At 63.9% G+C, this 13401-nt stretch carries 9 protein-coding genes; 5 read left to right on the top strand and 4 right to left on the bottom strand.

Features of this window, described 5'->3' with window-relative positions; all coding sequences use genetic code 11:
- Positions 1-104: 104 nt before the first annotated feature.
- Complete coding sequence (locus N6L27_RS04600; RefSeq protein WP_271905931.1) at positions 105-2471, top strand: Tex family protein; 2367 nt, start codon at positions 105-107, stop codon at positions 2469-2471.
- 43 nt (positions 2472-2514) lie between these two features.
- On the opposite strand, the gene N6L27_RS04595 is transcribed toward N6L27_RS04600, so the two are convergent.
- The 3 genes from N6L27_RS04595 to pepN form a co-directional block, all read right to left on the bottom strand.
- Entirely contained in the window at positions 2515-3675 is a 1161-nt protein-coding gene (locus N6L27_RS04595) for a hypothetical protein (RefSeq protein ID WP_271905930.1), read from the bottom strand.
- 272 nt (positions 3676-3947) lie between these two features.
- Positions 3948-4406 carry a hypothetical protein gene (locus N6L27_RS04590; protein ID WP_271905929.1) on the bottom strand — a complete coding sequence of 153 codons (459 nt, stop codon included), beginning with the start codon at positions 4404-4406 and terminating at the stop codon, positions 3948-3950.
- On the bottom strand, positions 4399-6963 hold the full coding sequence (gene pepN / locus N6L27_RS04585; protein WP_271905928.1) for an aminopeptidase N: 2565 nt from the start codon (positions 6961-6963) through the stop codon (positions 4399-4401). Before pepN ends, N6L27_RS04590 begins: the two co-directional genes overlap by 8 nt.
- Positions 6964-7087: 124 nt before the next feature.
- On the opposite strand from pepN, the gene N6L27_RS04580 reads away from it, so the two are divergent.
- From N6L27_RS04580 to N6L27_RS04565, 4 genes are all read left to right on the top strand, one after another.
- Positions 7088-7294: a hypothetical protein gene (locus N6L27_RS04580; protein ID WP_271905927.1), complete on the top strand. Its 207-nt coding sequence runs from the start codon at positions 7088-7090 to the stop codon at positions 7292-7294.
- A gap of 229 nt (positions 7295-7523) precedes the next feature.
- Positions 7524-9671, top strand: a complete 2148-nt coding sequence (locus tag N6L27_RS04575) for a malate synthase G (RefSeq protein ID WP_271905926.1) — start codon at positions 7524-7526, stop codon at positions 9669-9671.
- Positions 9672-9780: 109 nt separating this feature from the next.
- The gene (locus N6L27_RS04570; protein ID WP_271905925.1) at positions 9781-10209 is read left to right on the top strand and encodes a GlcG/HbpS family heme-binding protein; all 429 of its coding nucleotides are present in this window, start codon (positions 9781-9783) and stop codon (positions 10207-10209) included.
- Positions 10210-10311: 102 nt separating this feature from the next.
- Complete coding sequence (locus N6L27_RS04565; RefSeq protein ID WP_271905924.1) at positions 10312-11091, top strand: gamma-glutamyl-gamma-aminobutyrate hydrolase family protein; 780 nt, start codon at positions 10312-10314, stop codon at positions 11089-11091.
- Between the two features lie 69 nt (positions 11092-11160).
- On the opposite strand, the gene N6L27_RS04560 is transcribed toward N6L27_RS04565, so the two are convergent.
- Positions 11161-13401 carry a xanthine dehydrogenase family protein molybdopterin-binding subunit gene (locus tag N6L27_RS04560; RefSeq protein WP_271905922.1) on the bottom strand — a complete coding sequence of 747 codons (2241 nt, stop codon included), beginning with the start codon at positions 13399-13401 and terminating at the stop codon, positions 11161-11163.

Raw genomic sequence — 13401 nt, 5'->3', positions numbered from 1 at the left:
GGGCAATGGCGGCGCGGGAATGCCGGGATCGCATTTGCCCTCTTGGCGGGGTCAGGGCGGACAGCTAGAACTGGCAGCCCGAGCAGAATTTTCAGGAGGCCGCCTTGGACACATCCGCCCGCATCAGCCAGACCATTGCCACGGAAATCGGCGCCGCTGCCAAGCAGGTGAGCGCCGCGGTTGCGTTGCTGGACGAGGGGGCTACGGTGCCGTTTGTCGCGCGCTACCGGAAGGAGGCGACCGGGGGCTTGGATGACACCCAGCTGAGGACGCTTGCGGAACGGCTGGCGTATTTGCGGGAGCTGGAAGCGCGCCGCGCCGCCATACTTGACTCGATCAAGGGGCAGGAAAAGCTGACTGACGATCTGGCCACTGCGATTGCCAAGGCGGAAACCAAGGCGCAGCTGGAGGACATCTACCTGCCTTACAAGCCCAAGCGGCGGACCAAGGCGATGATTGCCCGCGAAAACGGGCTGGAGCCGCTGGCGGATTCCATTCTGGAAAACCGCAGTTCCGATCCGGAGAAGCTTGCGGAAAGCTATGTCACCGAGGCAGTCGCCACGGTGAAGGACGCGTTGAACGGCGCGCGCGACATCCTGACCGAGCGGCTGACGGAAAATGCCGGCCTGCTGGGCCGCCTGCGGGAGTTCCTGCAGCGGGAGGCAGTGCTGACCGCCAAGGTGGTCGAGGGGAAGGAACAGGAGGGCGCCAAGTTTTCCGACTATTTTGCGCATTCCGAGCGCTGGGCCGATGTGCCCTCGCACCGGGCGCTGGCGATGCTGCGCGGCTCCAACGAGGGCGTGCTGACGCTGGACGTGGGCCCGGAGCCGGAAGAGGGCGTGGCACGTGCCGAAGCAATGGTCGCGGCAGAACTGGGCGCGGGCGGCAATGGGCCGGGCGACAAATGGCTGCGCAAGGTCGCTGGCTGGACTTGGCGGGTGAAGCTGTCACTGTCGATGATGCTGGAACTGATGGGCGATCTGCGCGGCCGTGCGCAGGAGGATGCTATTCAGGTATTTGCCCGCAATCTGAAGGACCTGCTGTTTGCAGCTCCGGCCGGTGCGCGGCCGACACTCGGGCTGGACCCGGGCATCCGCACCGGCGTCAAGGCGGCAGTGGTTGACGCGACCGGGAAACTGGTGTCCACAGAGACCTTGTACCCGTTCCAGCCGAAGAATGATCTGCGCGGGGCGCAGGTGTCCATCGTCAAGCTGATTGCGGAACATGGCGTCGAGCTGATCGCCATCGGCAACGGCACCGCCGGCCGCGAGACTGAAAAGATGGTGGCGGAGGTGCTGAAACACCTGCCCGCCAAGATCAAGGCGCCGACCAAGGTGGTTGTGTCCGAGGCCGGCGCATCGGTTTATTCCGCGTCCGAGCTGGCGGCGCGGGAGTTCCCGGACCTGGACGTGAGCTTGCGCGGTGCAGTGTCGATTGCGCGGCGCCTGCAGGACCCGCTGGCGGAGCTGGTGAAGATCGAACCCAAGAGCATTGGCGTTGGCCAGTACCAGCACGATGTGGACCAGCACAAACTGTCGAAGTCGCTGGAGGCGGTGATCGAGGATGTGGTGAACGCAGTGGGCGTAGATCTCAACATGGCCTCGGCGCCGCTCTTGTCCCATGTTTCAGGCCTTGGCCCCGGTCTGGCAGAGGCGATTGTGGCGCACCGTGATGCGAACGGTGCTTTCAGCTCGCGCAAGGACTTGCTGAAGGTTGCGCGTCTTGGTCCCAAGGCGTTTGAACAATGCGCGGGCTTCCTGCGCATCCGGGATGGCAAGGAGCCCTTGGATGCGTCCTCTGTGCACCCCGAAAGTTATGATGTGGCGCGCAAGATCGTGGCCGCTTGCGGGCGCGATATCCGGCAAATCATGGGTGACGGGGCGGCGCTGAAACCGCTTCGGGCGGAGGATTTTGCGGGCGGGGACGTCGGCCTGCCGACTGTGCGCGATATTTTTCAGGAACTGGAAAAGCCCGGACGCGACCCGCGTCCGTCGTTCGTGACAGCGTCGTTCAAGGATGGGGTGGAGGAGATCACCGACCTGAAGCCCGGTATGGTTCTGGAAGGCACGGTGACAAATGTTGCGGCCTTTGGCGCGTTCGTCGATATCGGTGTGCATCAGGACGGGCTGGTGCATGTGAGCCAGCTGGCAGACCGGTTTGTGAAGGACCCGCATGAGGTGGTGAAGACCGGCCAGGTGGTGAAGGTCACGGTCACCGAGGTGGACGTGCCGCGCAAGCGGATCGGGCTGACCATGAAGAAGGACGGTGGCGCCTCAGCCAAGGAGGAGCGCAATACACGCGGTCCTTCCAGGGGCACAGGGCCGCGGCGCGGCGGCAAGCCCGGAGGGCCCCAGGGCGGCAAAGGCAGGATGTCTGCCGGACCCAAGGGCGGGCAGGCGTCCGGGCAGGGCTCAGGCCAAGGCACCGGCGCGCTGGGTGCAGCCCTGATGGATGCCTTTAAGAAAAACTGAGGAGACGGGGCCAGGGCCTCGTTTTCCTTTTCAATAAAGGTTGTCAGGCGGGGCTGAGATGCAGCCCCTGTTCGGTGAAGGAAATCTTCTGACCGCTTTCGATCTCCTCGCGGAACTGGGCCGCGAGGGCTTGCAGCGCGCCGGCATGCCCGCGGGCGGCAAAGCGGCTGACGGAGCGGATCAGAGCGCTGTTGTCGAAGCCTTCCTCGGCATGTGCCCAGACCAGCGGGTGAAGTTCCGTCAGGTGGTCGCGGATCAGCCAGTCGGCGGCCCCGGCAATCCGGAGCCGCGGCACGTCGGCCTGCAGGTCCTGCCCCATGTCCCTGGGCAGGGCAACGGTGCAGTAGGCGGCCAGCAAGTTGATCATTTCCTGCGAGGCGTCGGCCTGCACGATATCGCGAAGCCCGTCCAGGAAGAAACGCGTGTCGACACGGGCGCAGGCCTGTGTGTCGGTGGTGATGGCGTCGAAGTACACCCAGGTGTAGCCACCGGCGCCCCAAGTGGCTTCGGTGCGGGCAGCGGTGCGGCGCGCCTCCAATTCCAGTGCGGCATAGGATCCGGCGCTGCGCGGCAGCATATGCGTGCCCAGCGCCCGCATGTGGCGGTGGTTGGCAGGTGCCAGGTCAATCAGCGCGCTGTAGGTGTCCGCCACCTGCAGGGTGCCGGGGCTGCGGCCGGCGAACAGCGCGCATTGCGCAGCCAGCAGGAACGGGCTGTTCCGGCTGTCCGCTGCCATCGGCTCCAGCAGTGCGGCAGCACGGTCGAAATGGGCTGCGCAGCGGCGCTGGTTCGTGTCCGGCCTGTCCTGGCCGCTGGCGCCGCGCCAGGCCCAGCCGATGTCGATGTGGGCAAGCGCCACCAGGGCCGTCAGATAGGGGTCATGCCGGTTCTCCGCGCGCAACGCTTCAAAGGCCATCAGGCCGCGGATCAGGGCGCGGCTGCGGGCGTCGTGATGTTCGGTCAGCGCGTGTTCTGTGGCGCTCACGACATCGGCGCGGGCGCCATAAGCAATGAGATCGGCCAGCGGCACTCCGCAGCGGGTGGCAGCGCGGGTTTCGTCTGCCGTGCGGATTTGCCGGGACAGGTCGTCCCAGCGTTCCTGCCGGGCCAGGAACTGGCCGCGGTCCTGGGCCTCGGTGCCTTCGGGTGCGTCCTGCGCGCTGAGGACCGCGATGGACAGGCTGTCTTCCGGGCGCTGGGCCAAGGGCTGTTCCGCTGGGGCTGGCGCCTGGCGTGCAGTGGGCCGGGAGCGGCTGGAAACCAGGGCTGAAATCCGGGAGAAAAGATCCAGTGCCTGTCGAGACTGTGTGAGCATTTGCGCTTCCTGATGGGTGGCAGCTTATCGTTGCTGCCAATTTCGTCAGGCAATGGGGCGCAAAGATGGCGGCACTGAGGAAGTTAACGCGCCTGGGCGGTTAATTGCGCACAGCTGTTTAAAATCCGAGCGGATTTTCGCGGAGGGGTTGCGGCGGGTCTTCAGAACGCAGTGAAATGGTGCCGCTCCGTACGGATGCCGCGCTTCTGAAACTCTGCTTCTGTTTCCTGGTGCGGCGGGGTGGCCTCTTGCGGCAGGCGGATGCGTTTGCCGTTCTTGAGGATTAGTGTGGCGCGCACTGAAAAGTCCCAACGGGTATCAAACCGCACCATGGCGATCTCCGCCAGGTCTGCCTTGCCGGTCAGTTTTCCGGTGAACCATTCGATGCGGCTGGCGGAAATTTTTAATCCAGACAACGGGTTGCGGATCAGATCAGCAAGAGCGGGCAGAACGGGAAGGGCCAGCAGGATCACCAGCCACAGAGCTGCATCCAGCACCAGCCACAGTACCAGCAACGCAGCCAGCCAGCCGCCTGTTGCCAGAATGGCCGCCCGGGAGCGGCCCCGGCGGGAGAAGCTGTAGCCCTCCGCCGGGGCTGGTGTGACAGGCGTTTCAGGCATCCAGGATCCGGGTCACCATTTCGGTGGTGTCACGGCTCAGCCCGTCCGTCCCGGCAATCCGGCTGAGCTGGGCGCGGATCAGCGACTGGCGGCCCGCGTCATAGCGCTTCCAGGTCTGGAAGGCGGCGCACATGCGGGCGGTGGTCTGCGGGTTCAGGCTGTCCAGCGCGATCAGGTTTTCGGCCAGCAGCTGATACCCCTCGCCGCTGCCATGGTGGAAGCCCGCGTGATTGCCCGCCAGCGCCCCCATCACCGCGCGGAAGCGGTTGGGGTTCTTCATGTCGAACAGGGGGTGCCGGGTCAGGACCGCGGCGGTTGCAGCCGCCTTTTCAGGTGCGGCACAGGCGATCTGCAGGGCAAACCACTTGTCCATCACCAGCCGGTCGTCCTGCCACTGATCGAAGAACGCCTGGCTCTGCGCCGCGCCGTTCTCAGCCTTCATCAGCCCGCCAAGCGCGGCATACTGCTGGGTCATGTTATCGGCCGAGGCATATTGGCGGGCAGCCTGCTCGCCGCCGTCAAGCCGGGTCAGCAGCGACAGGATGCGGCCGTTGAGCGCGCGTTTGCCAGCCGATTCAGCGTCCGGAGAGTAGGGACCATCGACCGTGGTCGCCGCATAGAGCCGGGGCAGGCTGGTTTCCAATTGCTGCGCCAGCGTCTGGGCAAAGGTCTCTGCCGCATCGTAGATCTTCTGCGGGTCAGGGGTATAGCCGCGCTCATGCAGGGTTTGGGCAATGTCGGACTGGCTGGGCGGTGACAGCACCAGCGCACGGAAGGCCGGGTCCTGATTGTCATCGCGCACCAGTTTTTCCAGCGCGTCCAGATAGGCCGCATCCGGTGCCGCCCCGTCCAGAACCATGGCAACGCGGGTTTCCTTGGCCAGCGCATTACCCGCTTCCCAGCGGTTGAAGGGATCGGTGTCATGAGCCAGCAAAAAGGCGCGTTCGGTGTTGGTGGTCTCGCGCTCCAGGATCACCGGGGCGGAGAATTCGCGCAGGATGGAAGGAACCGGCTTGGAGGCGAGGCCGTCGAAGGTGAAACTCTGCTTGGCCTCGGTCAGCTCCAATACCTCGGTTGCGCGCACCTCGTCACCGTTGGGCGACAACAGGCCCACCGCCACCGGAATGACCCGCGGCGCCTTATCGGGCTGGCCCGGCGTCGGCGGTGTCGATTGCTCAAACGTCAGGGTATAGGTGCCGTCGGCGTAATCCTCGGAAACCTTCACCCGAGGGGTGCCGGCCTGACTGTACCAGAGCTTGAACTGGCTGAGGTCGCGCCCCGTCGCATCCTCGAAGACCTTCAGCCAGTCCTCGATGGTGCAGGCCTGCCCGTCGTGGCGCTCGAAGTACAGTTTCAGCGTCTTGTAATAGTTTTCATCCCCCACCAGCCGTTTAAGCATGCCGATCACTTCGGCGCCTTTTTCATAGACGGTCGCAGTGTAGAAGTTGTTGATCTCCTGAAAGGCTTCGGGGCGCGGCGGATGCGCTAGCGGGCCGTTGTCCTCCGGGAACTGGCGGGCGCGGAGCGTGATCACATCGTCGATGCGCTTGACCGGCTCCGAGCGCATGTTGGCGGTAAACTGCGCGTCGCGGAAAACGGTCAGCCCTTCCTTCAGGCACAGCTGAAACCAGTCCCGGCAGGTGATGCGGTTGCCGGTCCAGTTGTGGAAATACTCATGGGCAATGATTGCCTCAATACGTTCGAAATTGGCATCTGTTGTGGTCTCAGGCGATGCCAGGACGCAAGACGAGTTGAAAATGTTCAAGCCTTTGTTTTCCATCGCGCCCATGTTGAAGTCGTCCACTGCGACGATGTTGAACAGCTCCAGGTCGTATTCGAGGCCGTAGACGTCCTCGTCCCACTTCATCGACTTCTTCAGCGCTTCCATGCCGAAGGCGCATTTGCCCTCATCACCGGGACGGACCCAGATGTTCAGCTCAACCTCCTTACCGGACTTGGTGGTGAAGCTGCCGGGGTGGTTCACCAGATCGCCTGCCACCAGCGCAAACAGATAGGCCGGTTTCGGCCAGGGATCATGCCATTCGGCCCAGCCTTCACCCGCGCCCACCGGATTGCCGTTGGACAGCATCACCGGCTCGTCACCCTCGATCCGCACGGTGAAGGTGGACATCACGTCAGGGCGGTCCGGGTAATAGGTGATCTTGCGGAAACCCTCAGCCTCGCACTGGGTGCAGTACATGCGGTTGGACATGTATAGGCCTTCCAGTGCGGTATTGCCGGCCGGGTTGATCTCAACTTCGGCTTCCCAGGTGAAGGGGGCGCTGGGCACCTCGCACTTGAGGCCGCCGCCGGCCAGCTCCGGTGTCACGTCCTGGCCGTCGATTTTGGCCGAGATCAGCTGTAAGTCCTCGCCGTGCAGAAAGAACGTCTTGTCCGCCGCGTCCGGCTTGGGGGCAAAACGGATCTTGCTCAGGACGCGGGTGGTTTCCGGTGTCAGGCGGAAGGTCAGGTGAACGCTTTCGACGTCAAACCCAAAGGGCGTGTAGTTTTTCAGATAGAAGGTCTGGGGGGCGGTTGCGGGGTTTGCGTCTTTCACAGCGGGACCTCGTTTTTATGGAACCGGACCAGGGGCCGGTGCGTATTCCCTATAGTCGTAGGCAACAGCGGGCGGAGCAGCAAGCCGTCCTGAGCCTCAATTTGTTCAGGAAAGGAGTTCCGCCATGTCCGCACCGGATACCAATGTCGAACGTCAGGCAGAAAAGCACAAACCTTCGCTGCTGGGGACCGGAGCAGCCGTGGTGTTTGCGCTGGTGTCGCTCGGGGTGTTTCTGGCGATGGTCTTCGACCGTGGCGGCGAGCAGGACGCCGTTGAAGTTCCAGCCACGGCGGCGGAGGTGCAAGCCGTCATCGACGGTGCGGCGGACTGACCGGTGCGATGCAAAGCAGCAATTCTGAAGGCGCGCAGCTTGACCTGCGCGCCTTTCCCTCATGCGGGGATTGCGCGGCTGATGCATTTTCGGAATTCTTTTCGGCACTTTCTTGAAAATCAAGAAATTGAGTTCGGTTTCACCGATGGGGTGTTTTGTTGCTGACTGGAAACTTCTGCCCTAGTTAGATGTCAGCATACAGTGGTGTACCGCCCATAAGGAGCAAGTCATGAGCCGGGTCGAGAAACAGGGAATTCAGGTTGCGCCGGAGCTGGCGGAGTTCATCGAGAAACAGGCGCTGCCCGGTACCGGTGTTGAGGCTGAGGCGTTCTGGAAAGGGCTGGCAGAGCTGGTGAACGGTTTCGGGGCGGAAAACCGCATGCTGCTGGCCAAGCGGGAAGAGATCCAGGCCAAGATCGACGCCTGGCATATCGCCAATCGCGACAAGCCGCATGACCACGAGGCCTACAAGGCGTTTCTGACAGAGATCGGCTATCTGCTGCCCGAAGGCGGCGATTTTGAGATTGAGACCCAGAATGTCGACCCTGAGATTGCATTGGTTCCGGGGCCTCAGCTGGTGGTTCCAATTACCAACGCACGCTACGCTCTGAATGCGGCCAATGCGCGCTGGGGCAGCCTGTATGACGGGTTCTACGGCACCGATGCGATGGGCACGCCTGCGCCCAAGGGCGGTTATGACAAGGGCCGCGGCGCGCGGGTTGTGGCGCGGGCGCGGGTGTTCCTGGATGAGGCATTTCCGATCAATGGCGCCAGCCATGCGGACGTGCGCCGCTACCATGTTCAGGACGGCCAGCTGCTCATTGACGACTTGCCGCTGGCACAGCCGGAAAAGTTTGCGGGCTACCGCGGCAATCCCAAGGCGCCTGAAGCGGTTCTGCTGCGCAACAACGGGTTGCATGTGGAACTGCTGTTTGACCGCGCCCACGCAATTGGCGCCCGCGATCAGGCGGGGCTGGCAGACGTACGGCTGGAAAGCGCGATGTCGGCAATCATGGATTGCGAGGACTCGGTCGCCTGCGTCGATGCCGCGGACAAGGTTCAGGCCTATTCCAATTGGCTGGGCCTGATGAAAGGCGATTTGGAGGCGGAGCTGGAGAAGGGCGGCAAGACCATCACCCGCCGCCTGAACCCGGACTTCGGCTACAGCGCGCCGGACGGCTCGGCGATGTCGGTTAAGGGCCGCGCTCTGTTGTGGGTGCGCAATGTCGGCCACCTGATGACCAACCCGGCGGTGCTGGATCAGAACGGCAACGAGGCTTACGAGGGCCTGCTGGATGCGCTGATCACCGTGATGATCGCCAAGCACGATCTGAAGCGCGAGGGCGGCAACTCCGCCCATGGCTCTGTCTATGTGGTGAAGCCCAAGATGCACGGGCCGGAGGAAGTGGCGTTCACTGACCGGATCTTTGCCAAGGTCGAGGACATCCTGGGCCTGCCGCGCCACACCGTGAAAATCGGCATCATGGATGAAGAGCGCCGCACTTCAGTGAACCTCAAGGAATGCATCCGCGCCGCCAAGCACCGGGTCGCCTTCATCAACACAGGTTTCCTGGACCGCACCGGCGATGAGATCCACACCTCGATGGAGGCGGGGCCGTTCAGCCGTAAGGACTTCATCAAGCGGAAAGGCTGGATCGGCGCCTATGAGAACCTGAATGTGGACATCGGCCTGGAATGCGGCCTGTCGGGCAAGGCGCAGATCGGTAAGGGTATGTGGGCGATGCCGGACATGATGGCGGCAATGCTGGAACAGAAGATCGAGCATCCGAAATCCGGCGCCAATTGCGCCTGGGTGCCAAGCCCGACCGCCGCGACCCTGCACGCGCTGCATTACCATAAGGTGGACGTGCTGGCAGTTCAGGCCAAGCTGAAAGAGGGCGGCCGCCGCGCGCATGTTGATGGCATTCTGGAAATTCCGCTGGCGACCTACCGCAAGTGGACCCCGCGCCAGATCGCCCGCGAGGTGGACAACAACGCCCAAGGCATCCTCGGCTATGTGGTGCGCTGGATCGATCAGGGTGTCGGCTGCTCCAAGGTGCCGGACATCAACGACGTCGGCCTGATGGAAGACCGCGCCACCTGCCGTATTTCGGCGCAACACATCGCCAACTGGCTGCACCATGGCGTTGTGTCTGAGGAGGAAGTCATGGGCTCCCTGCGCAAGATGGCCAAGGTGGTGGATGAGCAGAACCGCGGCGACAACAGCTACCGCGCGATGGCGCCGGGCTACGACACCATCGCCTTCAAGGCGGCCTGTGACCTGGTCTTCAAGGGCCGGGTGCAGCCCTCCGGCTATACCGAACCTGTGCTGCATGCCCGCCGGCTGGAACTGAAGGCACAGGAAGCCGCAGCCTGACCGCGGCAAACTGACCGGATGAAACAGTTTCCCCGCAAAAAGGGGTAGTCAAAGGGGGCCTTTTGGCCTCCTTTTCTGTTCCGTAACGTCAGGAGAGGAGGCTGAACACATGGCTGGGATTTCACTGGAGCAGGCACGCACCATCATCCGCGTGGCGCTGGACAAGGGGCATGAGTTGAACCTGAAGCCGCTGTCGGTGGTGGTGCTGGATGCCGGCGGCCATGTGCAGGCGTTTGAGCGCGAAGACGGTGCCGCACCGGGCCGCTTCCCGATTGCGCATGGCAAGGCCTATGGCTCGGTGATGCTGGGCATGGCCGGTAGCGCCCAGATGGCGCGGGCAGAGGCGCAGGCCTATTTCATGGCAGCGGTGAACGGTGTTTACGGCGGTCAGGTGGTGCCGGTGCCGGGCGGCGTGCTGGTGCGCGGCGCGGACGGCGCGGTGATCGGCGCGGTTGGCGTGACCGGCGACACCTCTGACAACGACGCGATTGCCGCCATGGCCGGCATCGAAGCCGCTGGCCTGCAAGGCGAAATCTAACCCTCCCGTGCGCCTGTGAACACTCTGTTGCGCCGTCACTGCGGTTGAACCCGGCCCCTGGCAGAGCTAGATTTTCTGTCAGGGAACGGAGACAAGCACGACATGGCGCGACCCAAAGTAGGCATAATCGGCAATTCCTATCTGCTGAACGATCAGTATCCCGTGCATGCGGGCGGGACGATGAACTCCGAGGCGATTGCCGAGGTGGCAGGCTGTATGCCGCTGATGATCCCCTCAGACCCGCGGTTTGTGACAGTGGCGGAACTGCTGGATACTTTCGACGGTTTCCTGCTGACCGGCGGGCGCCCCAACGTGCATCCCAACGAATACGGCGAGGCCGAGACTGAGGCGCATGGCGCCTTTGACCGCGCCCGCGATGCGATCACCCTGCCGCTGGTGCGCGCCTGCGTGGAGCGCGGCCAGCCGTTCCTGGGAATCTGCCGCGGTTTTCAGGAGGTGAACGTGGCGATGGGCGGTACCCTGCATCCGGAAATCCGCGACCTTCCGGGGCGGATGAACCACCGGATGCCGCCGGACGGCACGCTGGAGGAAAAATTTGCCCTGCGCCATACGGTCAAATTCAACTCCGGCGGGGTGTTCCACCGCCTGTTCGGTGCTGAGGAAGTGATGACCAACACCTTGCACGGCCAGGGCATCAAGCGCCCGGGCTCGCGGGTCGTGATCGACGGCCAAGCGCCGGACGGCACGCCGGAAGCGGTCTATATCAAGGATGCGCCAGGCTTTACCCTGTCGGTGCAATGGCACCCTGAATGGGAGGCTGCAGCGGACCCGGTGTCCCGGCCGCTGTTTGAGGCTTTCGGGGCGGCAGTGCGGGCCTGGGCGGATGCCGGGACCCAGTCCGGCCTGCAAAAATCCGCATAAGAAGGTCTCTGGCGCCTCAGGCCTGAGGGCTCAGGCGGTTCGCCCGTCAGGGCGGACCGCATTGAGGCTTCAGATCAGCAGATCAAAGTCATGCATCAGCGGCAGCCGCCGGGCGCGCTTGCCGGTGAGGTCAAAGAGCGCATTGGCCAGCGCCGGGGCCGCGGGCGGGGTGCCGGGCTCGCCAACGCCGCCGAGATGGGCCTGGGTTTCCAGCACCTGCACCTGGGTTGTCGGCATCGTGTGCATGCGGATGGCATCATAGTCGGGGAAATTCCCCTGTTCCGCTGCGCCATCAGCAAAGGTGATCTCGCCGAAACAGGCTGCCGACAGCCCATAGGCCATGCCGCTGAACATCTGCGCCCGGATGATCGACGGGTCGATGGCCTGGCCAACGTCGCAGGCGATCCAGGCGTTGGAAATGCGGATGCTGCCGTCTTCCTCCACTACCTCAATGACCTCAGCCACCGGGGTGCCGAAGCTGTAGCACATGGCGACACCGCGCCCGGTGCCTTCCGCTGTTTTGCCGGTCCAGCCCGACATATCCCGGACCGCCTCCAGCACGCCGGCCGCAGGGGCCCATTCCCGGCGGGCCATATCCAGCCGGAACTCCAGCGGGTCGGCGCCTGCGGCATGGGCCATCTCGTCGATGAAGCTTTCGACAAAAAATGCGTTGAAACTGTTGCCAACCGAGCGCCAGAAGCCGACCGGAATCTGGATGTCGGACAAATGCCCGGCCATGCGGAAGTTCGGGATTGCATAGGGCGGGTTGAAAAAACCCTCGACATGCACCTTGTCGGGTCCGGCCTGGGGCAGGTCGGCCAGCCGTTTCATTGCCTGTGCCACGGGGGAGGCGGCAGCCACCTTGCCGTCCAGCAGCACCGCCTGGCCGTCCTTCACCCCGCCGCGCATCCGCGCCAGCGCGCCGGGGCGGTACATGTCGTGGCGCATGTCCTCTTCACGGCTCCAGGTCAGCTGCACCGGGGTGCCGGGCATCTGTTTCGCCAGCCGGGTGGCAAGGACTGCATAGTCGAACTCGACCCGCCGCCCGAAACCGCCGCCGAGATAGGTGGTGCGGATATCCACCTGCTCGCTTTCCAGCCCGGCCTCTTCGGCGCATTTCATCTGGGTGTAGGTCGGCATCTGGTTGCCGCACCAGACGGTCAGCTTGCCGTCCTCCAGCAGCGCGGTGGCGTTCATCGGCTCCATGGTGGCATGGGCCAGATAGGGAACCTGGTAGTCCGCCGTCAGTTCAACCGCATCTGCTGGCAGGGTGTCCGCATTGCCGTCGTCGCGCATGACCGAATTGGGCGCGTCGTCAAAGGCCTCTGCGATCTTGACAAAGACCTGATCGGTTTCAGCCGGGTAGGGGGCGTCCTCCCAGTCCACTTCGATGGCGTCCAGCGCCTGCATCGCCAGCCAGGTGTTGCGGGCAACGACAGCCACACCTGCGCCCATGTTCACGACTTGCTCAACACCGGGCATCGCCTCTGCGGCGGAGGCGTCAAAGCCCTTCATGCCGCCGCCCTGGCGCGGGTTCATCCGCAGCGAGGCGAACTTCATCCCCGGCAGCCGCACATCAACGCCGAATTCTGCGGTGCCCGTCGCCTTGGCAGCCATATCGAGCCGGGGCTGGGACTTGCCGATCAGCCGCCAATCGCTTTTGGGGCGCAGACCGGTTTCAACCAGGTCCAGCTTGGCAGCCTCCATCGCCAGCTCGGCATAGGGGATCGCCGTGCCGTCCGGTGCGGTCACAACCCCTTTGGCAGTGCTCAGCTGCGCGCGCTCCACGCCCAGCCGCTCTGCGGCGGCCTGTTTCAGTGTTTCCCGGGCTGTTGCGCCCGCCTGGCGCATCCGCTTGTAGCCGTCCTTCATCGAAGTGGAGCCGCCGGTGCCATGCAGGTTCAGGGTCTTGCCCAGATGGCCAAGCGCCTCGCCGATGGCATGTTTGAAATTGCCAGTGTCGTATCCGCGCCCGGGCAAACCGTCTGCGATGAAGGCAGAGTTGTAATAGCCGGTTGCCGCAGGCCCGTGCAGGACACGGACCTGATCCAGCTCGACATCCAGCTCTTCTGCGATCAGCGCGGCCCAGCTGGTTTTTACGCCCTGGCCCATCTCAGCCCGCGGGGCAAACAGGGTGACACCGTTCTGGTCGATCAGCACGAAGGGGTTCAGTGCGGCCTCGCCATCGCCGGGATTCAGCGGGTTCGGGGCCGGGCGGCTGACATAGTAGGCGCCGAAGGCAACACCGCCCACGATGGCGGCGGAGCCGATCAGGAACGTGCGGCGGGCGATTTTTGCAATGCTGGCCAT

Source organism: Leisingera sp. SS27 (assembly GCF_028368855.1).
Taxonomy (GTDB): domain Bacteria; phylum Pseudomonadota; class Alphaproteobacteria; order Rhodobacterales; family Rhodobacteraceae; genus Leisingera.
The sequence above is the reverse complement of the archived record's forward strand: the minus strand, read 5'-3'. Positions and strand labels throughout refer to the sequence as shown.

What these genes read in the sequence shown, in the direction of transcription:
- N6L27_RS04590 (WP_271905929.1), bottom strand. Translation starts at nt 4,406, where the DNA reads ATGCCTGAAACGCCTGTCACACCAGCCCCGGCGGAGGGCTACAGCTTC.
- N6L27_RS04580 (WP_271905927.1), top strand. Translation starts at nt 7,088, where the DNA reads ATGTCCGCACCGGATACCAATGTCGAACGTCAGGCAGAAAAGCACAAA.
- N6L27_RS04575 (WP_271905926.1), top strand. Translation starts at nt 7,524, where the DNA reads ATGAGCCGGGTCGAGAAACAGGGAATTCAGGTTGCGCCGGAGCTGGCG.
- N6L27_RS04570 (WP_271905925.1), top strand. Translation starts at nt 9,781, where the DNA reads ATGGCTGGGATTTCACTGGAGCAGGCACGCACCATCATCCGCGTGGCG.
- N6L27_RS04565 (WP_271905924.1), top strand. Translation starts at nt 10,312, where the DNA reads ATGGCGCGACCCAAAGTAGGCATAATCGGCAATTCCTATCTGCTGAAC.
- N6L27_RS04560 (WP_271905922.1), bottom strand. Translation starts at nt 13,401, where the DNA reads ATGGCCAGCATTGCAAAAATCGCCCGCCGCACGTTCCTGATCGGCTCC.